Origin of the sequence: Burkholderia sp. Bp9004 (assembly GCF_003858025.1) — a bacterium.
Classification (GTDB): domain Bacteria; phylum Pseudomonadota; class Gammaproteobacteria; order Burkholderiales; family Burkholderiaceae; genus Burkholderia; species Burkholderia diffusa.
Genome location: NZ_QTQD01000033.1, coordinates 1 through 24,123, shown reverse-complemented (window position 1 = coordinate 24,123; position 24,123 = coordinate 1). Strand labels below are relative to the sequence as shown.

Below are 24,123 nucleotides of genomic sequence, written 5' to 3'. Positions count from 1 at the left end.
GTGATCGGGGCTTTCATTGTGGTTCTAGTGACCAAAATAGTCAATGGTCACAACTGGGCCGGTTCACGGCGCGAGGCTGCGCAGCACGAGGCTCGACAATTGGGCGGGCGCGGCGTCGGTCGTGTCGAGGTTGTACTGCAGCAGCAGCGGATTAAGGTACGGTCGCATCACCAGGTAGATCGCCGTCGCGGTCTCGTCCAGTGGCGTCTTGCGCTCGAACTCGCCGCTTTGCCGGCCTTCCTGCAGCACGTCCTGCAGCAGGTTCTGCACGCGCGCTTCGTAGGCCTGCACCGACTGCCAGTTCCCGGTGGCGGCCGATGCGGCGATGTCGTACAGCTTGCGGTCGCGGAAAAACAGCCGCAGGCTCGCTTCGGTGAAGACCTTGAACATCCGTCGCAGCTTTTCGGTCGGCCGCTCGGCGTCGGCGACGGCCGCGCGCACGTCCGTCTCGATCTCGCGCAGGCAGTTCGCGCAGATCATTTCGCCGATCGCCTGTTTCGACTCAAAGAACTTGTAGATATAGGCCTTCGAGAAGCCGATCGCCTTCGCCAAGTCGGACACGGTCGTCTTTTCATAGCCGTACCGGCTGAAGTGCTCGGTGGCGGCGGCCACGATCTGATCCCGCACGTCGTGCTCGGCCGGGCCGCGCGCGGGCGCTGCGGAAGGGAGGGTTTTTTTCATGGGCTGCAGCTGACAGGAATGGACAACGAGTGACTATTTGGTATTATAGTCACCATCGCGTTCTTGCTAAAACCGTCATGCTACCCAAACCCATCGTTGCCGCGGTGCTTGCCGCGATCTTGTCGGCCGGGTGTGCCGTCGGCCCCGATTACGTGCGGCCGGAGGTCGCCATGCCGCAGCGGTTCCAGGGCCAGAGCACTGTCGATCAACGCCATGCGGCTGCCGAAGCCGACCTCGCGACGTGGTGGGCCGGCTTCGGCGATCCGCAACTGACGCGCTTCATCACGCTGGCGCTCGCGCAGAACCTCGATCTTGCGCAGGCCGCGGCACGCGTCGAGCAAGCGCGTGCAGGACTCGGCGCGGCGAATGCGGCGCTGCTGCCGTTGGGCAGCGTGAGCGGGCAGGCGGCGCGGGTCTACCAGTCGGTCGAAACGCCGTTAGGGCGTGTGCTGAATGCGACGCCCGGTTTCGATCGCCACGGCAACGACTACGAGGCCGACTTGAACGCGAGCTGGGAGCTGGACGTATTCGGCGGATTGCGCCGCGGCCGCGAAGCCGCACTCGCAGACTATCAGGCATCCGAAGCAGCGGCGGTCGCGACGCGGCTCGCCGTCGCCGCGCAAACCGCGGACGCGTACATCACGATCCGCGGGCTGCAGGGCCGGCTTAAGGTCGCGCGGCACCAGGTACAGACCGAGCAGGACCTGCTGTCGACCCTCAATCTGCTGTATGAAAAGGGGCTCGCGGCGGAGCTGCAGGTCAGGCAGGCCGAAGGCGCGCTCGCGCAGGTGCGCGCGACGGTGCCGGTGCTCGAAGCGGCGCTCGACGCGGCGATGAACGCGCTCGACGTGATGCTCGGTTCGCAGCCCGGCACGCATCGGGCGGAATTGCTCGACGGCGGCGACGTGCCAGTGGCCCCGCGGATTACGGCGACAGGCACGCCCCGCGAACTGCTCACGCGCAGGCCCGACCTGATCGTCGCCGAGCGGCGCGTGGCGGCGTCGAATGCGCGCATCGGCGTGGCGATTGCAGAGTATTACCCGAAGTTTTCTCTGAGCGGGTTGCTCGGCAGCACGACGACGATGGGCGCGGGCAACCTGTTTGCCGGCGGCGCGAACCAGGCTGCCGGCGTGCTCGGCCTGCGCTGGCGCCTGTTCGACTTCGGCCGGATCAACGCGCAGATCGCGCAGGCGAAAGGACAGGATGCCGAGATGCTGGCCGCGTACCGGCTCGCGGCGCTGCACGCGACCGAGGACGTCGAAAACGCGTTCTCGGCGCTCGTCAAACGCGACGAACAAGCCACCGTGCTCGCCGACGGCGTCGCTTCGCTCGGCCGCGCGCGGGCCGCGTCGTTTGCAGCGTACCAGAAAGGCGTCGTCAGCCTGATCGAAGTGTTGCAGGCCGACGAAAGCCTGCTGCGCGCGTCCGACCAGCGCGTGCAGGCGCAAACCGAATCCGCACGCGCGGCGGTCGCCGCGTTCAAGGCGCTCGGCGGAGGTTGGCAAGCGCCGGTGTCCGAAGCCGTCGCCAGTCGATAACGGTCGTACGTACCGACGCCTTGGCCGGAGTGGCTTCGTTGTCCTTGTTCCTTGTGCGATGAGTGCTCTGCAACATGCGCCCTAAGCGGATGACACGTGCGGAAAGCCGCGAACACACCCGTCGCGGCTTGCTCGACGCGGCAGCGCTGTGCATTGCCGAGAAGGGACTTGCGGCGTCGAGCGTCGAGGACATTGTCGCGCGCGCCGGGTACACGCGCGGCGCGTTCTATTCGAACTTCAGAAGTAAGCACGAGCTTTTCGTCGAACTTCTTCGCGTCAAGCATCGCAGCATTCAAGAAAATCTGGAGGCACTCTTGCAGGATCCCGCGGTATCGTCCGACATTGTTCAACAGCAGTTCGCTTTGCTGTATGCGTGTTGCTATTCGAGCAGTGTCGATTACGTCGTTTGGGCCGAGGCCCGCCTGCAGGCGGAGCGCGATGCGCACTTGCGCGAGTATGTGAAGGCCATGTGTATTGAACGACGTGACGTGATTGCGCGCTTCTTTAATCGAGGTTGCGTGGGTCGTCGCACAAGAAAAGCGGCCTCGTCCGCCGATCGCGCGCTTATTGTGATCGCGATCATGGATGGCCTGCGGTACTTGGGTAAACCGTAATTTTCATGAATGCTTTCGGTTTGAGCAATCCAGACCGAATGCGGCTTCGCAGGTTGCCTCCATAAATATCGGTTTGCAATGTTGCCTGAGTGCCAGGCCAACGCTTTCCTCGCTGACTCCCAGAAAAACCGAGGACGAGTATGTCCTGGAACGGTCCTGGCGTTTCCGGCATAAGTCCACCGCATGGACGCGCTCAAGCGCGTGGAATCGGGCTGTCGGTGCCGGACCAGTGCCGGGAGCTGGGCATCAGCACGGCGACGTCGTTCTACAAATGGCGCTCGAAGTTCGGCGGCATGCACGTCTCGCTGATCGCGCGGATGAAAGAGTTGGAGGCTGAGAACGCCTGGCTGCGCGGACAACCATCGGAACTGGGGCTTCGGGCTGTGGAATCAAAGGTTGGCTCATCCTCGACGATCAATGCGCAGACTTTGTGAATTCCCTCGGATTATTGGCGAAAGGGTCACTGCGGCGTTTCGATCGTTTTTTGGCGGCAGACTTTGATGTGTCTCCACATGCGTGGCCCGTCGAGCGGCGCACCAGGCCGATTTAGTCGAATCCTCAATGAATCGCGGCGGAAAATATCGGAGGTTGGCCATCCGGCGTCGCGTAGAGTAGAGCATCGACCGCGGCGCGGCCGCTTTCCGGCGCCTTCCCGGCGCCTTCCCGGCCGTTCGGGACGGACTGCCGCCACCGCGCGGCCCGCCATTCCATTCCGATTCCAGGAGACCTCGCATGCCGCACGGCGCCCCGCAGCTTCTCGCTCCCGCTTCCATCACCGTCGACCCGATCGTGCGCCTGTCGGCCGGCGAGCTCGCGTCGGCGATCCGTGGCAAGGCGGTGTCGTGCGTCGAGACGATGCGTGCCTATCTCGATCACATCGAGCGCGTGAACGGCGCGGTGAACGCGCTGATCTCGCTGCGCGATCGCGCCGTGCTGCTCGCCGAAGCCGCGGAAAAGGACGCCGCGCTGGCCCGAGGCGAGTATCACGGCTGGCTGCACGGGATGCCGCAGGCGCCGAAGGATCTCGCGATGACCAAAGGGCTGCGGACGACCTACGGCTCGCCGATTTTCCGCGAAAACGTGCCGCAGGGCGATTCGGTCGGCGTCGGCCGAATGCGTGCGGCGGGCGCGATCTTCATCGGCAAGACCAACACGCCGGAGTTCGGCCTCGGCTCGCATACGTTCAACGAAATCCACGGCGCGACACGCAATCCGTACGACCTGACGAAGAGTGCCGGCGGCAGCAGCGGCGGCACGGCGGCGGCGCTCGCCGCGCGCATGCTGCCGGTCGCGGATGGCAGTGACTTCGGCGGCTCGCTGCGCAATCCGGCCGCGTTCTGCAACATCTACGGGTTCCGTCCGTCGCAGGGCCGCGTGCCGCGCTGGCCGGGCGTCGACGTGTTCATGCAGCAGCTCGGCATCGAAGGGCCGATGGGCCGCACGGTCGGCGACGTCGCGCAGCTGCTCGCGATCCAGGCCGGCTACGACCCGAACGATCCGCTGTCGCTTGCGGAGGATCCGGCCGAGTTCGCGAAGCCGCTCGACACGGACCTGCGTGGCGAGCGCATCGCGTGGGTCGGCGACTGGAACGGTTATCTCGCAACGGAGCCGGGCGTGCTCGCGCAGTGCGAAACGGGCCTCGCGACGCTGCGCGAGATCGGCTGCGACGTCGACGCGGCGCTGCCGGCGTTCGCACCCGAGCGCATCTGGCGCCTGTGGCTCGCGCATCGACATCTGTTGTCCGGTGGCGGGCTGCTCGCGCACTATCGCGATCCGGCACGGCGCGCGCTGCTGAAGCCCGAGGCGATCTACGAGGTCGAAGGGCTGCTCGCAATGCAGGCTGCCGAGGTGTTCGACGCGAGCGTCGAGCGCACCGCGTGGCACCAGGCGGTGCTGAGCTTTTTCGATCGCTACGACTTCATCGCGGCACCGACCGCGCAGGTGTTTCCGTTCGACGTCGAGCAGCGCTGGCCGAAGGAAATCGCGGGCCGCGCGATGGACACCTACCACCGCTGGATGGAAACGGTCGTGCCGTGGACGCTGGCCGGCTGCCCGGTGATCAGCGTCCCGGTCGGCTTCAACGACGCGGGGCTGCCGATGGGGATGCAGCTGATCGGCCGGCCGCGCGCGGACCTCGCGGTGCTGCAGCTCGCGCGTGGCTACGAGCAGGCGGCCGACTGGGTCGGCCAGCGTCTGCCGGCGTGGATGGCTGCGTGATGCGTGCCGCAGCGTCGATCGCGGATGTCCGAAACAAGCGCTATTGATGCGGAAAAGGAACGAATCCGGACGCGTGCCCGACATCGCGCGGCAATCGCGGACGAATGCGCACGGCGAGTCGGGACGGCCGCGCAATTGCAAGCCGCTGCGGCGCGCGATTTCGTTTCGATGTGTTTCAGTCGTTGCGGCGGCGCGCGACGCGCTTCGACAATATTGGCCTCAATCATTCGGGTACGAGGCAAACAGATGAAGCATATTCGCGCGACGGGCAAGCACCTGGCATCGGCGGGCATCGCATTCGGCATCCTGCTGGGCGCCAACGGCGCCGCGCATGCGCAGCTCGACCTGCAGTCGATCGGCTCGGCGCTGCTCGGCGGCGGGCAGCAACAGGCCGCACCCGCGCAGGGCGGCGTCGCGCAGCTGATGCAGGCGTACGTCGGCGCGAACCAGCAGGTGCTGGCCGGGCAGTCGTCGCTCGCGTCGGCGATGGGGCTCACCGGCGCGGCCGGGCAGGCGCAGCAGGCCGCCAGCCTGCTCGGTGGCGGCAACGCGTTGACGCCGGCCGTGCTGTCGCAGATGGGCGGCGCGCAGCAGTCGGTGTCGCAGGCGCTTGGCCAGGCGTTCGCGAGCGGCGGCCCGACCCACGGCCCGATCGACAAGCAGGCGTTCAGCAACGGCCTCGCATCGCTCGGCCAGGGCCTCACGCAGTATTCGCAGCTGCAGTCGGGGCTTGGCAATCTCGGTTCGACCAGCGCCGCTTCGCTGCTGCAGTCGGGCCTGAATCCGCAGAACATGCAGGCCGCGTCGTATATCGCGCAAAGCGCGCCGGGCCAGTTGCAGTCGCTCGCGTCGACGCTCAGCCAGGCCGTGCAATTCGCGACGAGCCAGGGCATTTCGGTGCCGGCGGTCGCGTCGTCCGCGCTGAAGCTGCTGCCGTAACGCAGCCGCACCCCGCGCGCCGCGGTGCCGGCGGCGCGCGGCGATCCGGGATGGCCCCGCGCAACATGGGGATATCGCGCGATGCTATCGTTGTGCGTTTCCCGTTCCCGGTGCCGGTTCATGACTGACTCGTTCGACCTCCCGCGCTACTTCGCCCGCATCGGCTACGACGGCCCGGCCGAGCCGACGCTCGACGTGCTGCGCCGGCTGCATCTGCTGCACCCGCAGGCGATCCCGTTCGAAAACCTCAATCCGCTGACCGGCGCGCGTGTTGCGCTCGACCTGCCCGCGATCGTCGACAAGGTGATCGGGCGCCGCCGCGGCGGCTACTGTTTCGAACTCAACAAGCTCTTCCACACCGCGCTTACGACGATCGGTTTTCGCGTGACGCCGCTGATCGCGCGCGTGCGCTGGATGCGGCCGCCCGAGGTCGTCACCGCGCAGACGCACATGCTGCTGCGCATCGATCTCGATGGCGCGACGTGGCTCGCGGACATCGGCTTCGGCAGCGCGACGCTGACCGCGCCGCTGCGCTTCGTGCCGGGCGAGCGGCAGCTGACGCCGCACGGCGCGTTTCGCATCGTCGGCGCGCCAGTCGACGGCGAGTTCGACATGCAGTTCGAGATCCCCGACGGCTGGCAGACGACTTACCGCTTCTCGCTGAAACCGGCCGAGTGGATCGATTACGACGCCGCGAACTGGTTCACGTCGACCTATCCCGAATCGATCTTCGTGAACGACCTGATCGCCTGCCGCGTGCTGCCGGACGGCCGCGCGGCGCTGTTCAACACCGTGCTGACGGTGCGCGACGCGGCGGGCGCGGGGCGCACCGTCACCTTCGACGACGCGGCCGCGTGGGGCGCGTGCCTGCGCGACACGATCGGCATCGATACGAGCGGCTTCGATCTCGACGCGCTGTTCACCCGGATCGCAGCGCGGGTGAACCCGATGTAAGCGCATGGCGAGCGGCGGGGCGTCGACGTCCGCCGCGCCGCCGGTTCCGGTCTCCCGATTGACATTTGCTAGATTGCTAGCATACTAGCCAACATGACCGACGAAGAAGTGAAGCAATTCAACGTGTACCTGCCGCTGAGCCTGATCCGGCAGGTCAAGCATCGCGCCATCGAAACGGAGCAGTCGCTGTCCGCGCTGGTGGCCGACGCATTGCGCGCGTATCTGGCCGCTCCGCAGCCGGGGGCCGGGCCGTCCACCACGGAGGAATGACATGTCATCCGAGCGAATCGAAGCCGTGTACCTGACGACGCACAACTGGGGCAAGTCCGCAAAGTTCTTCCAGGCGCTGGGCTTCACGCTGGAATTCGAAACCGATCACAACTCGGGCCAGCTGAGAAACGGCGACGGGCCGTTTCTGTTCATCGCCGAAGTGCCGGCCGGCGAGACGCCTGCCATGCAGGTCGTGCTGAAGGTGCCCGACGAGCAGGCGGTCCGGCCGCAGCCGATTGTCGACGTGGTCACTCCGTTCGAGGATACGCACTGGGGCACGCGCGACATGACCGTGCGCGATCCCGACGGCCGCGTCTGGCGCCTGCAGGCGCCGGGCACGCCGGGCGCGTGAGGCCGCGGCGATGACCGACCTCCATCGGGACGCCCCCGACAGCACCGCCGAACGCGTCGCGCTGTGGCGCGCGCTGCACGTCGAACTCGATGCGCCGCCGCACGTGCTCGCCGACGAAGTCGGCCTGCGCCTGCTCGCGCCGGCGCCCGGTTGGCATCAGCGCGGCGACATGGATCCGCGGTTCACGCAGCCGTTTCGCGCATCGATCGTCGCGCGGGCGCGCTTCATCGAGGATCTCGTCATCGAGCAGGCCGCGCGGGGCGTGAGCCAGTACGTGATCCTCGGCGCGGGCCTCGACAGCTTCGTGCAGCGCCGGCCGGAGATGGCGTCGCGCCTGACCGTCTTCGAGGTCGATCCGCCCGCGCCGCAGGCGTGGAAGCGCCGCCGGCTGACCGAGCTTGGCTTCGGCGTGCCGGACTGGCTGCGGCTCGTGCCGTTCGATTTCGAAGCGAAGCAGTCGTGGCGCGACGCGCTCGTGCGCGCTGGCTTCGATCCGGGCAAGCCGGCGGTCGTCGTGTCCACCGGCGTCAGCATGTACCTGACGCGCGACGCGAACGCGGCGGCGTTGCGCGAAGTCGCGTCGCTCGCGCCGGGTTCGACGTTCGCGATGACGTTCCTGCTGCCACTCGAGCTTGCAGATCCGAGTGTGCGGCCGGGGCTCGAAATGGCCGCCAAAGGCGCGCGCGCGAGCGGCACGCCGTTCATCAGCTTCTTCATGCCGGAGGAGATCCGCGCGCTCGCGACGGAGGCCGGCTTCGCACGGGCCGAGCACGTGTCGGCCGCGGAGCTTGCACGTCGCTACTTCGCCGACCGCAGCGACGGTCTGCGTCCGCCGGACAACGCGGAAGAGCTGCTCGTCGCGACGGTGTGATCCCGGCGCGACCCGGGCTCACCCGTCACGCACGTTCGAGCACGGCCATCTCGCGCACGACCACGAGCAGCACCGCGAGGCTCGCGCCGCCCGATGCGCGCAGGTCGGCGAGCAGGTGCTCGTAGCGCTGCAGCGCGGCGTCGCGGCGTTCGCGCCACGCATGGACGATCGTCTCGGGCGCCGTCGAGTCGGCCGATTCCGCGAGCGCGCTGGTGGCGAGCGTGCGCTTGAGCCGCGCGACCTCCGCGAGCGCAGCCGCGCGCGCCAGCATGTCCCAGTGCGTCGGGGTCGGCAGCGTGGCCGCGCGTTCGCCGATCCACCCGTAGTTCAGCAGCGTGCCGAGCGAGAAGTAGACGCCCGCGACCAGTTCGAGGCTGCGATCGCAGGTCGCGGCCACTTCGGCGATGTCGAGCAGCGCGGCGGAGATGTCGCCGCTCGCGACGCGCACCGCGAGCGCGCTGTCGACGCCGGCATCGACCAGCACGCGCTGCCGCTCGGACAGCGCTTCCAGATCGTCGGTCGGCAGCAGCGACGGCAATTGCGGCGCAATGCGCTGCACCGCGTCGCGGCAGCGCGCGATCAGTCCGGCGACGCCGCCGTTGGCCACCGCGCCCGACTGAAGCTGCCGCAGGAACCACAACGCCGCGCGTTCCAGCAGCCGCGCGACGTCGACGAACATGCGCGCCTGCACGTCGTCGGCGACGCGGTTGTCGAGTGCGTCGATGTCACGCCATACCGCATCGAGATCGAACACGTCGCGCGCCATGATGCAGGCGCGCACGATGTCGCCAGGCTTCGCGTCGGTTTCCTCCATCAGCCGGTGCACGAACGCGCAGCCGACCCGGTTGACGAGCGCGTTGGTCAGGTGCGTCGCGAGGATCTCGCGGCGCAGCGGGTGGCGATGCATCGGTTCGCTGAAGCGCTGTTGCAGCGGCTTCGGGAAATAGTCGACGAGCATCGCGGCGACGAGCGGATCCTCGGGCACGTCGGATTCGAGCAGCGCGTCGTACAGCCACATCTTGCTGTAGGCGAGGAGCACCGCGCGCTCCGGCGACGTGAGCCCCTGTTTCGCGGCCTGCCGTTCGGCGATCTCGTCGTCGGTCGGCAGGAACTCGATCACGCGGTTCAGGCGGCCCGCGCGTTCGAGCCAGCGCATCAGGCGCGCCTCGGCGTCGAGCAGATCGACGCTGTAGCGGCCCGCGATCGACAGCGCCTGCGTCTGGTAGTAGTTGTCGCGCAGCACGAGCAGCCCGACTTCGTCGGTCATTTCCGCGAGCAGGGCGTTGCGCTGCTTCTCGGTCATCTCGCCGTCGGTGACGACGAGCCCGAGCAGGATCTTGATGTTGACTTCGTGATCCGAACAATCGACGCCGGCCGAGTTGTCGATCGCGTCGGTGTTGATGCGGCCGCCGCGCTGCGCGAACTCGATGCGGCCGAACTGCGTGCAGCCGAGGTTGCCGCCTTCGCCGACGACCTTGCAGCGCAGGTCCGCGCCGTTCACGCGCACCGCGTCGTTCGCGCGATCGCCGACCTGCTGGTGGGTTTCGCGCGCGGCCTTCACGTAGGTGCCGATGCCGCCGTTGTAAAGCAGGTCGACAGGCGCCTGCAGGATGGCGCGGATCAGCTCGGTCGGCGGCAGCGCGTGCGCGTCGATGCCGAGCGCGGCCTGCACGGCCGGCGACAGCGGGATCGTCTTCGCGGTGCGTGGGTAGACGCCGCCGCCCGCCGAGATGACGGATGTGTCGTAGTCGGCCCAGCTCGAGCGTTCGAGCGCGAACATCCGCTGGCGCTCCGCGAAGCTCGTCGCCGGATCGGGGTTCGGGTCGAGGAACACGTGCCGGTGATCGAACGCCGCGACGAGCCGGATATGCGGCGACAGCAGCATCCCGTTGCCGAACACGTCGCCCGACATGTCGCCGACGCCGACCACGGTGAAGTCGGTCGTCTGCGTGTCGATGCCCATCTCGCGGAAGTGCCGCTTGACCGATTCCCACGCGCCGCGCGCGGTGATCGCCATCTTCTTGTGGTCGTAGCCGACGGAGCCGCCGGACGCGAATGCATCGTCGAGCCAGAAGCCGTATTCGTGAGAGATCGCGTTCGCGTAGTCGGAGAACGTGGCCGTGCCCTTGTCGGCCGCGACGACGAGATACGGATCGTCGGGGTCGTGCCGCACCACGTCGGGCGGCGGCACGATTGCGTTGCCGGCGAGATTGTCGGTCAGGTCGAGCAGGCCGCGCAGGAACGTCTGGTAGCACGCGACGCCCTCGCGCATCCACGCCTCGCGATCGCTCGGCGGCGGCGGGTTCTTCACGACGAAGCCGCCTTTCGAGCCGACCGGCACGATCACGACGTTCTTCACCATCTGCGCCTTCATCAGCCCGAGCACCTCGGTGCGGAAGTCCTCGCGACGGTCGGACCAGCGCAGCCCGCCGCGCGCGACGCGCCCGCCGCGCAGGTGCACGCCCTCGACGCGCGGCGAGTACACCCAGATCTCGAACATCGGCTTCGGCTCGGGCAGGCCGGGCACTTTCGCCGGATTGAACTTGAACGACAGGTACGGCTTCGATTCGCCGTTCGCGTCGTGCAGGAAATAGTTGGTGCGCACGGTCGCGTTGATCACGCCGAGGAACTGGCGCAGGATCCGGTCCTCGTCGAGGTTCGGCACCTGGTCGAGCGCCGTCTCGATCGCCTTCAGCAGGTGTTCGACCTGCACGTCGCGCGTGCCGCCGGTGGCCGGGTCGAAGCGCAGCAGGAACAGCTCGACGAGTTGCCGTGCGATCGCCGGGTTGCCGGTCAGCGCGCGCTCGATATAGGCATCGCTGAACGTCGAGCCGACCTGCCGCAGGTATTTCGCGTACGCGCGCAGGATCGTGACCTCGCGTGCGCTCAGGTGCGCGCGCAACACGAGACGGTTGAAGTCGTCGTTCTCGATCCGGCCGGTCCAGATCCGGTCGAACGCGTCCTCGAACAGGCCCTTCACGCGCTCGATGTCGAATTCGGTATCGTCCGCGAGTTCGAGGCCGAAGTCATGCACCCACGCGGGCGCGGCATCCTGCGTCTGGATCCGGTACGGCCGCTCCTCGTCGACGCGCACGCCGAGATGCTCGAGCATCGGCAGGCTGCGCGACAGCGCGATCGGGTCGCCCGCGCGGTACACCTTGAAGCGGAATGCGCGCGCCTCGGCCTCGATCGGGCGGTACAGGTTCATTGCGAGCTGGCCCGACTCCTTCACGCGCTCGATCAACTCGATGTCGCGCACGGCCGTGCGCGCCGGGTAGTCGTCGCGATAGCCGGCCGGGAACGAGTCCGCATAGCGCTGCAGCAGGCGGTTGCCTTGTTCTTCTCCGAAGGCGTCGAGCAGCGCGTCCGCGAGATCGTCTTGCCAGCGGCGCGTGACCTGCACGAGCCGCGTTTCGAGCTCGCGTGTGTCGACGTCGGGCATCGTGCCCGGTTCCGCATGGACGACGAAATGAATTCGCGCGATCGCCGATTCCGACAGCAGCGGCGTGAACTCGACGGTCACGCCGTTGTACGCGTCGACGAGCAGCTTAGCGATGCGGCGGCGCAGGTCGGTGTTGTACTTGTCGCGCGGCACGAACGCGAGGCACGACACGAAGCGGTCGAAGCGGTCGCGCCGCACGAACAGGCGCGTGCGCTGGTGTTCCTGCAGGCGCAGGATGCCGAGCGCGATGTCGTAGAGCTGATCCTCGTCGGCCTGGAACAGTTCGTCGCGCGGATAGGTTTCGAGCACCGTCACCAGCGACTTGCCGAGATGTCCCTTCGGCAGGAAGCCCGCACGCTTCACGATGTTCGCGCATTTGCGGCGCACGATCGGGATTTCGGTGTACGAACCGAAATACGACGTCGACGTGTACAGCCCGATGAAGCGGCGTTCGCCGGTCACCTTGCCGTCGGCGCCGACCAGTTTGACGCCGACGTAGTCGAGATAGCCGGGCCGGTGCACGGTCGCGCGCGAGTTCGCCTTGGTCAGGAAGATGGGCCAGGGGCCGGTGACGATCTCGGCGGCCGCCGGCGGCAGCGGCGTCACGTCGGGCGCGCCGGGCGTGCGCAGCGATTCGCGCAGCAGGCCGAAGCCGGAGCCTTCCACGCCGCGCAGGCCGAAGCCCGTGCCGTCGGACACGAGCGCGTAGTCGCGCTGGCCGAGGAACGTGAAGTGATCGGCGGCCATCCACTCGAGGAACGCGCGCGCCTCGATGTCTTCCGCGGTGGATTCGCGGGCCTTCATGTCCTTGATCGTCGCGCGCGCGATGTCGACGATTTTCGGCCAGTCCTCGACCGACGCGCGCACATCGCCGAGCACGCGCGCGATGTCGTCGCGCAGCGTGTCGAGCAGCGCGGCGTCGCCGCAGCGGTCGACTTCGAAGTGAATGAACGACGCGAGTTGCGAATGGCCGTCGCCGGGCGTCGCGCCACCGGCGTCGACACGCTCGATCCCGCCGTTGCCGGCGCGCCAGATGCGGAACACCGGGTGCAGCGCGGAGTGCAGCGCGAGCCCCAGGCGATTGACGGCCATCGTCACCGAATCGACCAGGAACGGCATGTCGTCGTTGACGATCTCGATCACCGTGTGGTCCGAGTGCCAGCCGTGCTGTTCGAGGATCGGGTTGTAGACGCGCAGCCGCTCGCTGCCGGGCACGAATTTCTGGGCGGTCTGCCAGTGCGCCATCGCGGCGCCGTAGAGGTCGGCGATGCCGCGATTCTGCAGATCATCGGCGTCGACGAAATCGTAGTAATGACGCAGGAACGGTTCGACGATCCGGAACGTGGCTTCGGGCAGCCGCCCGCGCGCGAATTCGACGACATCGGAGAGCAGGTGTGCGACGACTTCCTCGTTCTTCGCTTCCATGGCGGTCTCCCGGGTGGCCACTGGCTGCTGCGTGTGTTCGGCATTATGCGCCGATTGATGTGCCGGTTGCGTGACGGAGCGATGTGCGGGCGCACAACGCGGGGCAGGGGGGGAGGCCGCATGCAACGCCGGGAGCCGGCGTCGTATGGGCGGTCGGGTCAGGTGCGGCGGCGATACGGCTGTCGTCGATCATGCGGTCTCCCTGACGCACCGCATCGTGCGGCGCGTGCGTCCGGATGTCCCCGCAATGTCACCACGATTCGAACGCACGTTGCCGGGCAGGTTGCACCGGCGCCGAACTTGCCGGAATCAGCGCTCGTCGCTCCACAGCTTGCCGGCCGTCGCCCAGTTTTCCTTCTTCACGTCGGCGAGGATGATGTCGACCGAGCCCGGGTCGCAACCGAGCGTCTCGCACGTGACGCGCGTGATCGCTTCGACGAACGCGCGCTTCTGCTCGACCGTGCGGCCTTCGAACAACTGGATATTGAAAGTCGGCATGACTGAATGCTCCGATGGTTGGGGTGAACGATTCGTAGAGAGCGTGGCGATGGTATCGGTTCAGTCGCGATACGACGGATCGATTCGGTCGAGGCGGCGCAGCAGCGCCGGCCATTCCAGTTCACCCTCGATCGCGCCGCCGTCGCGCAACTGCTCGGCCGTGCGGTCGGCGACGGCCGGCTCGGGCAGCACGAGCGGCCCGCCGCCGGCCTGCGCGCGTATCTGGATGTCGCAGGCCTTGATCAGCGTATCCATCAATACATACGCCTCCGCAACGGTCCGGCCGACCGTCAGCGTACCGTGGTTGCGCAGCAGCATCGCGGATTTCGCGCCGAGGCTGGCGGTGAGCCGCGCACCTTCGGCCGGCGAGAACGCGAGCGCCTCGTAGTCGTGATACGCGAGATCGCCGTGAAACCGCAGCGCGTGCTGCGACGCGGGCAGCAGCCCGTCGCGCTGGATCGACACGGCGATGCCCGCCGTATTGTGCAGATGCATCACGCAGACGGCATCCGGCCGCGCGGCATGCACGGCCGCGTGGAGCGCGAAGCCCGTCACGTTGACCGCGTGTCCCCCGTCGCCGATCCGGTTGCCGGCCAGGTCGATCTTCACGAGATTCGATGCGCGAACCTCGTCGAACGTGAGGCCGAACGGGTTGATCAGGAAATGCCCGGGTTCGTCCGGCACCGTCGCGGACAGATGCGTGTAGATCAGGTCGTCCCAGCCGTTCAGCGCGACGAGGCGATAGGCGGCGGCGAGATCGACGCGCAACCGGCGCTCGGCGTCCGAGATCGGGCCGCCGGGCTTCACGGTGTCAGGACGGTGTGCGAATGACGACATCGGGTTCTCCGAGGGTGAATCGGCGCGCGAGGAGCACCGTGACCCACGACGCGAGTGCGAATGGGGCCGTGAACGCGGGGACGCCCGCGCGCGTCGCGAGCCACTGCATCAGCGCGGCGAGTGCGGCGGCCGCGAACGCCGCGCGCGGGCCGCGCGACATCAGCGCGAGCGCGGCGAGCGCGCCGTTGAAGCCGAGCAGGCCATCCGCGAACGACGCACCGTTCGCGCCGGACGCGACCAGCAGCACGGTCGACACGATCGCGCCGCCGAGTGCGAATGCGGCCGCGCGGCGCGACGCGACGGCGAGGGCGGCGACGATCAGCATGCCTGCCCATGGGCCTTGCGCAAAGGTGGTCTGTGCAATGCCCGAAAGCAGCGCGTCGGCGATGGAAGACAACGTAAGCGGGGCACCTGCCGTCGCGTTGCTTGCATGCTGCGGTGCGACAAACGGCAGCCACAGCGCGGTGATGACGAGGCACGGGCTCGAATACGGGCACTGGCGCCAGCGGGCGAGCGGCACGCGCATCGCGCGCTGCACGAGTGCCGCGCCGATCGAGACCACCGGCACCAGCGCGATGGCGGCGAGCGAAGAAGGTGCGAACAGCACGGCGATCAGCGCGGCGAGCGCGCCGTTGAAGCCGTGCAGCCCTTGTTCGACGTCGCGGCGCTCGGCGCCCGTGAGCACGGCGGTCATGCTGGCGGCGGCCGAGCCGACCAGTGCGGCGGACGCGAGCCGCAAGTCGGTCAGTGCCAGCGCGGCGAGCAGCAGCGCGCCGCTGACTGCATTCGCCTGCAGGACGATCTGCCCGATGCCGCGCAGCAGCGTATGCAGGTCGATCGTCGGCGAGGCAGGGCGGGCGGTAGGCATGGCGGCGGTAAGGCAGGACGAGCCGCGAGCATAGGACACAATCCCGTGCACCGGAATAGGGAATTCTGGATAGTCAGGATTTGTGGCGGATGCCCCGAATTGGGGAATGCCCGGGGGACTGCGCATTGGCGTTTTCGGGCTAATTGTTGGCTTCGGTAGCGAATTCGGGCAATGGCCGGTTCTTTTGACCCAAGTACGCGTCGTGGTTCACGTCTTCGAGTGGGGATTCGTGCGACGATGTCCGGCATCGGACCAACCGGGAGACGAAGGAATGCGCGCGGTGCGTTGGGCGTCGCTCGAGGGCGACGGCGTCGAACATCTGACGTTCGACCGGAGTGGCGGCGGCATCGTCGTCGAAAGCGCGGTGGTCGGCCAGCGGTACGGCCGCGCTTACGGGCTCGCGTATCGCGTCGAGTGCGATCCGCACTGGCGCGTGACGTACGCGGTGCTCAAGGTGATGGGCGGCGGCACGCTGGCGTTGCACGGCGACGGCGCCGGGCACTGGCGCGACGGTTCAGGGCGTGCACTGCGGGAACTGGACGGTTGCGTCGACATCGACATCGCGGCGACGCCGTTCACGAATTCGCTGCCGATCGGCCGCCTCGGTCTCGCGCGCGGCGAGCGGCGGCCGATCGACGTCGCATACATCTCGACGCCGGACTTGAAGGTGACGCCGGTCAAGCAGGCGTACACGTGCATCGAGCCCGGCAGGCGCTACCGCTACGAAGGCATTTTCCGGAATTTCACGGCGGAAATGGACATCGACGCCGACGGGCTCGTGATCGACTACGAAACGTTGTTCAAGCGCCTGCCGGCATTGCGCTGAACCGCCGCTCGCGTTGCCGCCGCGACGGCCGGCCTTTCATGCGCTGCCGCGAACCGGTCGATCCGCGCCGCGATCAGCTCCGGGTTGCGCATGACGATCCAGTGCGCGCCGTCGATTTCCTCGCGCACGTGTTCGCCGAGCCAGCGATCGAGATCGACCGACATCTCGGGCGTCACGTAGCGGTCGCGCACCGGCACGAGGATCTGCACCGGCGCCTGCGCGTACCGCTCGCGCGGCTTTCTCGCCCGCGCGAGGAAGTTGGCGCGGTAGAGCTGCAACCCGTTCAGCGCGTTCTTCAACTGCGCGGGGTCGCGCTCCGGCCGCACGCGCTCGGTCAACTGCAGCCAGCGCGGCCACAGCGCGGCGCCGCCGAGGCGCCAGATCAGCGACGGCACGACCGGCAGGTGGAAGAACGCGATGTACCACGACTTCAGGCTCTGCCTGAGCCGCATCTTCGCGCGGAACACGTGGTCGAGGCACGGGCCGGAGATCGACGTGTAGGACGCAATCCGGCCGCGGAACGCGGGATCTGTCACGGCCTCCCAGCACTGGATCGACCCCCAGTCGTGGCCGACCAGATGGAACGGCCGATTGCCGCAGGTCGCGTCGGCCACCGCCTTCAGGTCCTCCGCGAGCCGCGCAAGTGTGTAGTCCGTGCGGCGGCGCGGCGCATCGGATGCGCCGGCGCCGCGCACGTCGTACGCGATCACGCGATAGCGCTTCGCGAGCCGCGCGCGGACCGGCGCCCACACGGCCGCCGAATCGGGATAACCGTGCACGAGGATCAGCGGCGGCGCGCGCCGCGGGCCGCTGACGTAGACGGCGAGCTTCACGTCGCCGGAGCGGACGGTCAGCATCTCGTGTGCGCGCACCACGACGTCATGCCTGCGGAACCGGATGCAGCGGCACGCGGCGCGGGGCGGCCTGCGCGGCATGGCGCGCGTTGGTCGCGTCGATGTTCGCGAGCAGCGTGTCGAGCTCCTGCAGATACTGATGATTGTCGTGGTCCCACGGATGGAAGCCCGGACGGAAGTAGTCGAGCCATTCGCGGGCGATGCTCGGGAACACGCCGTGCCTCGGGCTGTACAGATACTTCACGAGGCGCCACATGCCGCCGAACCTGCCGTGTTCGCGACGGTGCGCACGCATCAGGCGAACGTGGAAGTCGAACACGATTGCCCAGAACAATACCGTCGTCGTCAGCATCGTGCCCGTGCGCAGCAGGTAGCTGCCGAGGCCCGGCTTCATCACGGCGTTCCATACGTCGTACGACACCGCCTTGTGCTCGGTTTCCTCCATCGCGTGCCACATCCACATCTGCTGATAGCCTTCGACCGATCCGTCGATCCGGTGTTCGTGGCCCGACAGCAGCTGGTTCGCGAGGATCGCCGTGTAGTGCTCGAGCGCGATCGTGATCGCGAGCTGCATCGAATGCGGCAGCGTCTTCTTGAAGAAGCCGAGGATCGTCCACAGCCGCTTGTCGAGCTTGTGCGCGGGCAGGCCGGACGCCTGCAGCAGGTCGTTGTACTCGATGTGCTCGCGCGTGTGCATCGCTTCCTGGCCGATGAAGCCGAGCACCTGCTTCTTCAGCTCCGGATCCTCGATGCGGTCGCGGTAGTTGCGCACCGAATCCATGAAGAAGCGCTCGCCGGCCGGGAACAGCAGCGACAGCGCGTTCATGAAGTGCGTGACGGGCACGCCCTGGACGTGCCAGTCCTTCGCGCGTTCGGGCGGCAGCGCGAAACGGATGTCGCGCCGCACCGGCATCATGTTCGGGGTCTTCATGATTGTTCTCCTCCCTGATTGCCTGCATTGTTGTAGGTGGCGTGAAGCGGCGTGGCCGCTGGCGCGCTGTAGCGCGCGGCCGCGCGGCGGGCCTTCGCGGCCTCGCGGCGCGTCGCGAGCACGACGAGCGCCTGGTACGCGGCCGGCAGGGTGCGCGCCATCCAGTCCGCGGCCTTCGCGTCGCGGCCGATCAGCACGCGGCGCTTGTTCTTGCGCACGCCGGCGAGGATCGTGCGCGCGGCGTCGTCGGCGGTCGTGATGAAGAACTTCTCGAAGCTGTCCTTGCCCTGCTGCTCGCTCTCGACGATGAAGCCGACCATGTTCTTCGCGACGCGGCTCGATTGCGCGATGTTGGTGCGGATGCCGCCCGGATGCACGCAGGTGGCCGACACGCCGCACTTCATCATGTCGAGTTCCTGCCGCAGCGATTCGGTGAAGCCGCGCACCGCGAACTTGGTCGCGTTGTAGCCGCTCATCCCCGGCTGCGCGAAGATCCCGAAGATGCTCGACGTGTTGATCACGTGACCGTCGCCCGATGCCTTCAGGTGCGGCAGGAACGCCTTCGTGCCGTGCACGACGCCCCAGAAGTTGATGTTCACGATCCACTCGAGATCGCCGTATTCCATGCCTTCGATCGTGCTCGACAGCGCGACGCCCGCGTTGTTGAAGATCAGGTTGACCTTGCCGTGTTCCTTCGCGGTGTCGTCCGCCCACGCGAACATCGCGTCGCGGTCGCCGACGTCGAGCACGCGCGTCGACACGCGCACGTTCGGCGCGATCGTACGGACGATCCGCTCGGTTTCGGCGAGGCCGACGCCGTTCTTGTCGGCGAGCGACACGTGGCAGCCGGCCTGCGCGAGCTGCACGGCGAGCGAGCGGCCCATGCCCGAGCCTGCGCCCGTGATCGCGGCGACCTTGTTGGCGAAATCTCTCATGTCGGTGGCTCCTTGTCTGACTCAGGCCGCTTCGGCGGAAGTGGAAGCGGAAGCGGCGGGCGCGACGACGGGCCGCGCGCTCGTGTCGTGGTGCGGCGCACGATACGCGTGGTAATCGGCGATCGAGAAGTGCGCGGTCGCCTGGCGGAAGCGCCAGGTGAAGCCCGGCCACAGCGTCGTGTTCTTGCCGGTGCGCGGATCGAGGTACCAGCTCTTGCAGCCGCCCGTCGACCAGATCGCCTTCTTGAGCCGGCCCTGCAGGTCGCTGTTGAACTGCGCCTCCACCAGCGGGCGCACCTCGATCGCGTCTGCACGTTCGCGGCGCATCGCCTGCAGCGCGCCGAGGATGTATTCGATCTGCGACTCGATCATGAACACCATCGAGTTGTGGCCGAGGCCGGTGTTCGGACCGACGATCATGAAGAAGTTCGGGTAGCCCGGCAGCGTCGTGCCGAGATACGCGTGCGCGCCGTCGCGCCAGGCGTCGACGATGTCGAGGCCGCCGCGGCCGATGATCGCGCCGCGCGGATACGGATCGGCGACCTGGAAGCCCGTGCCGTAGATCAGGCAGTCGACTTCATGACGGCGGCCGTCGGTCGTCACGACCGCGTCGGCTTCGATGTGGTCGATGCCGGTCGTGATCACGTCGACGTTCTTGCGCGACAGCGCCGGGTAGTAGTCGTTCGAGATCAGCACGCGCTTGCAGCCGAGCGTGTAGTTCGGCGTGACGGTCTTGCGCAGTTCCGGATCGGGAATCTGCTTGCGGATATGGCGCAGCGCGAGCTTCTGCACGTTCTTCATCAGCGACGGATGGATCGCGAAGCCGAGCACGCGCGATTCGAGCATCCAGTAGATGCTGCTGCGCACCGCCTTCTGCGTGAACGGCAGCGTGCGGAACAGCCATTTCTCGAAGCCGGTCAGGTTGCGGTCGGGCTTCGGCATGATCCACGGCGGCGTGCGCTGGAACAGCGCGAGCTGCTTCACGCGCGGCGCGATCTGCGGCACGAACTGGATCGCGCTCGCGCCGGTGCCGATCACCGCGACGCGCTTGCCTTCGAGCGCGTAGTCGTGATCCCACTGCTGCGAATGGAACGCGCGCCCCTTGAAGTTCTCGACGCCGGGAATCGCCGGCAGCGCGGCGCGCGACAGCCCGCCCATCCCCGACACCAGCACACGCGCCGACAGCCGCTTGCCGTTCGCGAACGTGAGGCGCCAGCGTTGCGCGGCCTCGTCGTATTCGGCGCGCTGCAGTTCGTGGTTCAGGCGCAGGTGAGGGCCGACGCCGAAGCGCTGCACGCAGTCTTCGAGGTATGCGCGGATCTCCGGCTGCGGCGCGAACATGCGCGTCCAGCGCGGGTTCGGCGCGAACGAGAATGAATAGACGTGCGATTGCACGTCGCAGGCACACCCGGGGTAATGGTTGTCGCGCCACGTGCCGCCGACCGACGCGGCCTTCTCGAGGACGACGAAGTCGGTCACACCTGTCTGCCGCAGGCGGATGGCCATCCCGAGACCGGCGAAGCCGGTGCCGATGATGGCGATGTCGATGGTTTCGTCCAGGCCGTCGTGGCCGGGCGGGCCGAAAGGCAACGTGCGAGCATTCATCCGGGTGTCTCCGATTTGGCTCATTTTTTAATGTTACATTGGTTGATGTAACGATAGTGGGTGAGCCGGGAAACCGCAAGAGGCTAGAAGCGGCGCTCTAAGGGCCAGAAGCCGCGCGGGAAAGGCTGAGCGGGGTTTGGAAGGGACGGCTTCCGCATTGCGGGATGCGCGGAAACGGCCGTCGGCAGGGCGGGAGAAGCGGGAGGCGAGGCCGCCGGCGCGCGGCGGCCTGTTTGAAACGCTATCGGGGACGGATCCGGCGGGCGACCGTCTCATGGAAAACCCCGGCGACGATCGTGACCTGCGCGAGCGCGTAGAGGCCCCAGATCAGGTAGTCGATGCCGGGAAAGCCGCCGAGGAAGCGTCCGACGCCGATCAGCGTGTCGGAGCCCACGAAGATCAGGCTGCCGACGGCGACCAGCGGGCCGCGCGTGCGGGCCGCGAGCGCGAAGCTCGCCATCGCGCACAGCACGAGCATGTAGACGGCGACCGGCGCGAGCAACTCGCCCAGGTGCGGAAGGAAGGCCACGTAGAACGCCGGCGCGGCGATCCAGAGCCCGATCAGCGCCGCGATGCGCCAGCCGTGCGGCCGCGCGCGCCAGCGCACGAAGATCGTGCAGTAACACAGATGAGTGAGCAGGAACGCGCCGAGGCCGAGGACGAACGACAGCGGCCAGTCGGGCAGCGCGAGCAGTACGTCGCCGAGCACCGCCGTGGCGAGCGCCGCGCACAGCCACGCGCGTTCGCGCGGTGCCGCGCAGGTGCTGCCGGCCGCGAGCAACAGGATGCCCATCGCGGCTTTCGCGGCGGCCTGGCCGGGATAGGGCGCGGCGGCGAGCGACAGTCCGTACAGCAGCGCGGCGGCGACGGCCAGCGGCCAGAGCCGGCGATAGGTGGCGGGAAGCGTGGCGATCAAGGCGGGTGTCTCCGGATTGTCGTGGTCCGCGGTGAACGGCGCGCCGTCGTGGGCGCGGATGCTGGCCATTATCCGGAAGAACGACCGGGTAAAAACCGGCGAATCCTTCTAGGCGCGGCATGGTGGCGGTGCGGCGGTGTGGCGGTGCGACGGTTCGGCGATGTGGCGATGTGGCGATACGGCGGCGCCGGTTCGGGCCATGCGGCGCCGGTACGCCTGCCGCCGCGCCGGTTGTTCCGATGCGTTTGCCCCGGTCGAACCGGGGCAACGTTGAGGTTTCGGCTTGCTATCATCGCCGCGTATCGACGTTGTCCCGCCCGGCCGCGCTACAGGGTTCGCAGGCCGGCGCGACGGCCGCGCCCGGCGAGGGCATGCCGCCGCGTTTTCAATGAATCCGTGCCGGGTCCCGCCAGCGCACCCGATGCAGAGGCTGCGTGCGGTCCTCATGACCAACAGGTTCGACATGACCGAACTGTTCCACGGTGACGGCGCGATCCGTCGCACGACGCCATACGGCTCCTCGATCGAAAACACCTATGCGGGCGTGCTGTCGTTCATGCGCCGCACCTATACGCGCGCGCTCGACGGCGTCGACGTCGCGATTTCCGGCGTGCCGCTCGACCTCGCGACGACCTATCGCTCGGGCGCGCGGCTCGGGCCGGCAGCGATCCGCGCGGCGAGCGTGCAGCTCGCGGAGCTCCATCCGTATCCGTGGGGCTTCGATCCGTTCGACGATCTCGCGGCCGTCGATTACGGCGATTGCTGGTTCGATGCGCACAACCCGCTGTCGATCAAGCCTGCGATCGTCGAGCATGCGCGCACGATCCTGCGCTCGGGCGCGAAGATGCTGACGCTCGGCGGCGACCACTACATCACGTATCCGCTACTGGTCGCGCACGCGGAGCGCTACGGGAAGCCATTGTCGTTGATCCACTTCGATGCGCACTGCGATACGTGGGCCGACGACGAGCCGGACAGCCTCAATCACGGCACGATGTTCTACAAGGCGGTGAAGGAAGGGCTGATCGATCCGGCGACGTCGGTGCAGGTCGGCATCCGCACGTGGAACGACGATTTTCTCGGGATCGAGCGGCTCGATGCCGCGTGGGTGCATGAGCATGGTCCGCGCGCGGCGGTGGAGCGGATCGTCGACATCGTCGGTGCGCGGCCCGCGTACCTGACGTTCGATATCGACTGTCTCGATCCGGCGTTCGCGCCCGGCACGGGGACGCCGGTCGCGGGCGGGTTGTCGTCCGCGCAGGCACTCGCGATCGTGCGTGGGCTCGGTGCGGTGAATCTGGTTGGCGCGGATGTCGTCGAGGTTGCGCCTGCTTATGATCACGCGGACATCACCGCAATTGCGGCAGCGCATGTCGCGTGCGATTTGCTGTGCCTCTGGCGGCAGAAGAAGGTGGTGGGGGGCTGAAGCGGGTAGGCCGACGTGCACGGCCATGTCATGCAAAAGGCCGGCGGGACGGGTGCCTGCCGGCCTTTTTTCATGCGCTGCGCGCAACGTCGACGGATCGATGGCCGTGGGTGGATTGCTTGCCGTGGGGGGAGCAGAGAGACTCGTCGCGCGCTTTCGTGGAGGGTGCCTCCCGACCCGAAGCCGGCATTCACCGCGCCTGATAGCGGTAACCCGTGCGGGGATTCCAAGCTTCCCGGCAGCCCCGCGCGCCGTCCTTGACGAAAGCAAGGCGACTCCACATCACGCGCATGCGCCGATTTCCTCGCTGAGAAGATTCGGTCCGAACGTTCATGACGGTTCGCAGGCCATGAGCATTCGCGAGTTGCATCGTCTCCTCGGCCCGAACATCGAACATCCGTCGGCCTTCCGGAACGGGGCCGTGACGCAGGGACATGACCAGTACCGCACCATCGCAAAGAAGAGCGCTGACATTCGGCATCGCGCGGCGACGTTCGTGCTCGTCAAGGTGCATCCAAACAGCGGACAGCAGTACAAAGTGGAATTCTTTTCGTCTGGAACGCAGTAGCGCGAGATCCGGAAGGCTATCGTCCAGCCATTCAATCCGGGGAGACGGATACTGCCGGATTCCTGCAACTCGCAGCGCGTCCACCGGTTCGACGGCTACGACCGAATGCCCCATCGTCGCAAACGCAGCAGCGTCGGTTCCGATACCGGCTCCGACGTCGAGGACGCAGGACGGCGCCATCGGCACGAGATGCATGATGGGCGCGTGATGCTCCGCAAACGAGATATGTTGCCATTGCTCGATGAGCGATGGCGCATTCTCCGCGTAGCCCTCCGTTCCGCTGACATTAACGGACACGCAGCCCTCCATGCGCCGGTGTTTCGGAAAGTTTGCCAGATTGTCGTCGATTCAGCGCCAGTGACCCAATGTGCGGAACTGGCCGAAACCGGAAGTTTGCCTCAGGTTCATGTTTCGCTCGCTGGGCTGCAGCGTCGATATTTCGTTGTCGACCCATCTGGGACACTCACAGAGCGCACCTTGAATGTCTGTTCACCGCATGTCACGAGCCGCACCTGCTAGCGACGCCCTAATCGGGAATCTCACCGCTGGCGCACTT

21 protein-coding genes and 1 pseudogene are annotated in these 24,123 nt (G+C 67.4%); 11 read left to right on the top strand and 11 right to left on the bottom strand.

Going from position 1 to position 24,123, the window contains the following annotated elements; translation table 11 throughout:
- Positions 1 to 63: 63 nt before the first annotated feature.
- Positions 64 to 681 carry a TetR/AcrR family transcriptional regulator gene (locus DIE08_RS28455; RefSeq protein WP_124629003.1) on the bottom strand — a complete coding sequence of 206 codons (618 nt, stop codon included), beginning with the start codon at positions 679 to 681 and terminating at the stop codon, positions 64 to 66.
- Positions 682 to 758: 77 nt separating this feature from the next.
- Here DIE08_RS28455 and DIE08_RS28450 point away from each other — a divergent pair, with 77 nt between their 5' ends.
- From DIE08_RS28450 to DIE08_RS28405, 9 genes and pseudogenes are all read left to right on the top strand, one after another.
- The gene (locus tag DIE08_RS28450; RefSeq protein ID WP_124904891.1) at positions 759 to 2,219 is read left to right on the top strand and encodes an efflux transporter outer membrane subunit; all 1,461 of its coding nucleotides are present in this window, start codon (positions 759 to 761) and stop codon (positions 2,217 to 2,219) included.
- Between the two features lie 89 nt (positions 2,220 to 2,308).
- Positions 2,309 to 2,833 carry a TetR/AcrR family transcriptional regulator gene (locus tag DIE08_RS28445; protein WP_185633847.1) on the top strand — a complete coding sequence of 175 codons (525 nt, stop codon included), beginning with the start codon at positions 2,309 to 2,311 and terminating at the stop codon, positions 2,831 to 2,833.
- A gap of 183 nt (positions 2,834 to 3,016) precedes the next feature.
- Positions 3,017 to 3,210: pseudogene (locus DIE08_RS28440) on the top strand (transposase); the annotation flags it as partial.
- Positions 3,211 to 3,565: 355 nt separating this feature from the next.
- Entirely contained in the window at positions 3,566 to 5,050 is a 1,485-nt protein-coding gene (locus DIE08_RS28435) for an amidase (RefSeq protein WP_124904889.1), read from the top strand.
- Between the two features lie 246 nt (positions 5,051 to 5,296).
- Positions 5,297 to 5,989, top strand: a complete 693-nt coding sequence (locus DIE08_RS28425; RefSeq protein WP_059608452.1) for a hypothetical protein — start codon at positions 5,297 to 5,299, stop codon at positions 5,987 to 5,989.
- Between the two features lie 120 nt (positions 5,990 to 6,109).
- A complete protein-coding gene (locus DIE08_RS28420; RefSeq protein WP_059608451.1) occupies positions 6,110 to 6,943 on the top strand; it encodes an arylamine N-acetyltransferase in 834 nt (277 codons plus the stop codon).
- A gap of 93 nt (positions 6,944 to 7,036) precedes the next feature.
- Positions 7,037 to 7,213, top strand: a complete 177-nt coding sequence (locus tag DIE08_RS28415; RefSeq protein WP_124629012.1) for a ribbon-helix-helix domain-containing protein — start codon at positions 7,037 to 7,039, stop codon at positions 7,211 to 7,213.
- Between the two features lies 1 nt (position 7,214).
- The gene (locus DIE08_RS28410) at positions 7,215 to 7,565 is read left to right on the top strand and encodes a glyoxalase/bleomycin resistance/extradiol dioxygenase family protein (protein ID WP_124904887.1); all 351 of its coding nucleotides are present in this window, start codon (positions 7,215 to 7,217) and stop codon (positions 7,563 to 7,565) included.
- A 10-nt stretch (positions 7,566 to 7,575) separates the two neighbouring features.
- Positions 7,576 to 8,436, top strand: a complete 861-nt coding sequence (locus DIE08_RS28405; RefSeq protein WP_124904885.1) for a class I SAM-dependent methyltransferase — start codon at positions 7,576 to 7,578, stop codon at positions 8,434 to 8,436.
- 25 nt (positions 8,437 to 8,461) lie between these two features.
- Here DIE08_RS28405 and DIE08_RS28400 read toward each other — a convergent pair whose 3' ends face one another.
- From DIE08_RS28400 to DIE08_RS28385, 4 genes are all read right to left on the bottom strand, one after another.
- A complete protein-coding gene (locus tag DIE08_RS28400) occupies positions 8,462 to 13,303 on the bottom strand; it encodes an NAD-glutamate dehydrogenase (protein ID WP_124904883.1) in 4,842 nt (1,613 codons plus the stop codon).
- Between the two features lie 309 nt (positions 13,304 to 13,612).
- Positions 13,613 to 13,801: a 4-oxalocrotonate tautomerase gene (locus DIE08_RS28395; protein ID WP_014898956.1), complete on the bottom strand. Its 189-nt coding sequence runs from the start codon at positions 13,799 to 13,801 to the stop codon at positions 13,613 to 13,615.
- Positions 13,802 to 13,861: 60 nt separating this feature from the next.
- A complete protein-coding gene (locus DIE08_RS28390; RefSeq protein WP_124904881.1) occupies positions 13,862 to 14,638 on the bottom strand; it encodes a class II aldolase/adducin family protein in 777 nt (258 codons plus the stop codon).
- On the bottom strand, positions 14,613 to 15,506 hold the full coding sequence (locus tag DIE08_RS28385) for an urea transporter (protein ID WP_124904879.1): 894 nt from the start codon (positions 15,504 to 15,506) through the stop codon (positions 14,613 to 14,615). Before DIE08_RS28385 ends, DIE08_RS28390 begins: the two co-directional genes overlap by 26 nt.
- Before the next feature lie 271 nt (positions 15,507 to 15,777).
- Between DIE08_RS28385 and DIE08_RS28380 the strand changes: the two genes are divergently transcribed.
- Entirely contained in the window at positions 15,778 to 16,332 is a 555-nt protein-coding gene (locus DIE08_RS28380; protein ID WP_124904877.1) for a putative glycolipid-binding domain-containing protein, read from the top strand.
- On the opposite strand, the gene DIE08_RS28375 is transcribed toward DIE08_RS28380, so the two are convergent.
- The 5 genes from DIE08_RS28375 to DIE08_RS28355 all read right to left on the bottom strand — a co-directional run bounded on the left by DIE08_RS28375 (position 16,293) and on the right by DIE08_RS28355 (position 21,573).
- Positions 16,293 to 17,207, bottom strand: a complete 915-nt coding sequence (locus DIE08_RS28375; protein ID WP_124904875.1) for an alpha/beta fold hydrolase — start codon at positions 17,205 to 17,207, stop codon at positions 16,293 to 16,295. The genes DIE08_RS28380 and DIE08_RS28375 overlap by 40 nt on opposite strands.
- Before the next feature lie 4 nt (positions 17,208 to 17,211).
- Entirely contained in the window at positions 17,212 to 18,117 is a 906-nt protein-coding gene (locus DIE08_RS28370) for a metal-dependent hydrolase (protein WP_124904873.1), read from the bottom strand.
- On the bottom strand, positions 18,114 to 19,052 hold the full coding sequence (locus tag DIE08_RS28365; protein ID WP_124904871.1) for an SDR family oxidoreductase: 939 nt from the start codon (positions 19,050 to 19,052) through the stop codon (positions 18,114 to 18,116). The genes DIE08_RS28370 and DIE08_RS28365 overlap by 4 nt, the downstream gene beginning before the upstream one ends.
- Before the next feature lie 21 nt (positions 19,053 to 19,073).
- Positions 19,074 to 20,657 carry an NAD(P)/FAD-dependent oxidoreductase gene (locus DIE08_RS28360; RefSeq protein ID WP_124904869.1) on the bottom strand — a complete coding sequence of 528 codons (1,584 nt, stop codon included), beginning with the start codon at positions 20,655 to 20,657 and terminating at the stop codon, positions 19,074 to 19,076.
- A gap of 241 nt (positions 20,658 to 20,898) precedes the next feature.
- Positions 20,899 to 21,573: a lysoplasmalogenase gene (locus tag DIE08_RS28355; RefSeq protein WP_124904867.1), complete on the bottom strand. Its 675-nt coding sequence runs from the start codon at positions 21,571 to 21,573 to the stop codon at positions 20,899 to 20,901.
- A 463-nt stretch (positions 21,574 to 22,036) separates the two neighbouring features.
- On the opposite strand from DIE08_RS28355, the gene speB reads away from it, so the two are divergent.
- Positions 22,037 to 22,999 (top strand): agmatinase, encoded by a 963-nt coding sequence (speB, locus tag DIE08_RS28350; protein WP_124904953.1) that lies wholly within the window; start codon positions 22,037 to 22,039, stop codon positions 22,997 to 22,999.
- A 190-nt stretch (positions 23,000 to 23,189) separates the two neighbouring features.
- On the opposite strand, the gene DIE08_RS28345 is transcribed toward speB, so the two are convergent.
- The gene (locus tag DIE08_RS28345; protein ID WP_185715909.1) at positions 23,190 to 23,864 is read right to left on the bottom strand and encodes a bifunctional 2-polyprenyl-6-hydroxyphenol methylase/3-demethylubiquinol 3-O-methyltransferase UbiG; all 675 of its coding nucleotides are present in this window, start codon (positions 23,862 to 23,864) and stop codon (positions 23,190 to 23,192) included.
- Positions 23,865 to 24,123 lie beyond the last annotated feature (259 nt).

Bases quoted from the DNA above. Each gene is read 5' to 3' on its own strand.
- DIE08_RS28455 (WP_124629003.1), bottom strand. From the start codon at position 681: ATGAAAAAAACCCTCCCTTCCGCAGCGCCCGCGCGCGGCCCGGCCGAG.
- DIE08_RS28450 (WP_124904891.1), top strand. From the start codon at position 759: ATGCTACCCAAACCCATCGTTGCCGCGGTGCTTGCCGCGATCTTGTCG.
- DIE08_RS28445 (WP_185633847.1), top strand. From the start codon at position 2,309: ATGACACGTGCGGAAAGCCGCGAACACACCCGTCGCGGCTTGCTCGAC.
- DIE08_RS28435 (WP_124904889.1), top strand. From the start codon at position 3,566: ATGCCGCACGGCGCCCCGCAGCTTCTCGCTCCCGCTTCCATCACCGTC.
- DIE08_RS28425 (WP_059608452.1), top strand. From the start codon at position 5,297: ATGAAGCATATTCGCGCGACGGGCAAGCACCTGGCATCGGCGGGCATC.
- DIE08_RS28420 (WP_059608451.1), top strand. From the start codon at position 6,110: ATGACTGACTCGTTCGACCTCCCGCGCTACTTCGCCCGCATCGGCTAC.
- DIE08_RS28415 (WP_124629012.1), top strand. From the start codon at position 7,037: ATGACCGACGAAGAAGTGAAGCAATTCAACGTGTACCTGCCGCTGAGC.
- DIE08_RS28410 (WP_124904887.1), top strand. From the start codon at position 7,215: ATGTCATCCGAGCGAATCGAAGCCGTGTACCTGACGACGCACAACTGG.
- DIE08_RS28405 (WP_124904885.1), top strand. From the start codon at position 7,576: ATGACCGACCTCCATCGGGACGCCCCCGACAGCACCGCCGAACGCGTC.
- DIE08_RS28400 (WP_124904883.1), bottom strand. From the start codon at position 13,303: ATGGAAGCGAAGAACGAGGAAGTCGTCGCACACCTGCTCTCCGATGTC.
- DIE08_RS28395 (WP_014898956.1), bottom strand. From the start codon at position 13,801: ATGCCGACTTTCAATATCCAGTTGTTCGAAGGCCGCACGGTCGAGCAG.
- DIE08_RS28390 (WP_124904881.1), bottom strand. From the start codon at position 14,638: ATGTCGTCATTCGCACACCGTCCTGACACCGTGAAGCCCGGCGGCCCG.
- DIE08_RS28385 (WP_124904879.1), bottom strand. From the start codon at position 15,506: ATGCCTACCGCCCGCCCTGCCTCGCCGACGATCGACCTGCATACGCTG.
- DIE08_RS28380 (WP_124904877.1), top strand. From the start codon at position 15,778: ATGCGCGCGGTGCGTTGGGCGTCGCTCGAGGGCGACGGCGTCGAACAT.
- DIE08_RS28370 (WP_124904873.1), bottom strand. From the start codon at position 18,117: ATGAAGACCCCGAACATGATGCCGGTGCGGCGCGACATCCGTTTCGCG.
- DIE08_RS28365 (WP_124904871.1), bottom strand. From the start codon at position 19,052: ATGAGAGATTTCGCCAACAAGGTCGCCGCGATCACGGGCGCAGGCTCG.
- DIE08_RS28360 (WP_124904869.1), bottom strand. From the start codon at position 20,657: ATGAATGCTCGCACGTTGCCTTTCGGCCCGCCCGGCCACGACGGCCTG.
- speB (WP_124904953.1), top strand. From the start codon at position 22,037: ATGACCGAACTGTTCCACGGTGACGGCGCGATCCGTCGCACGACGCCA.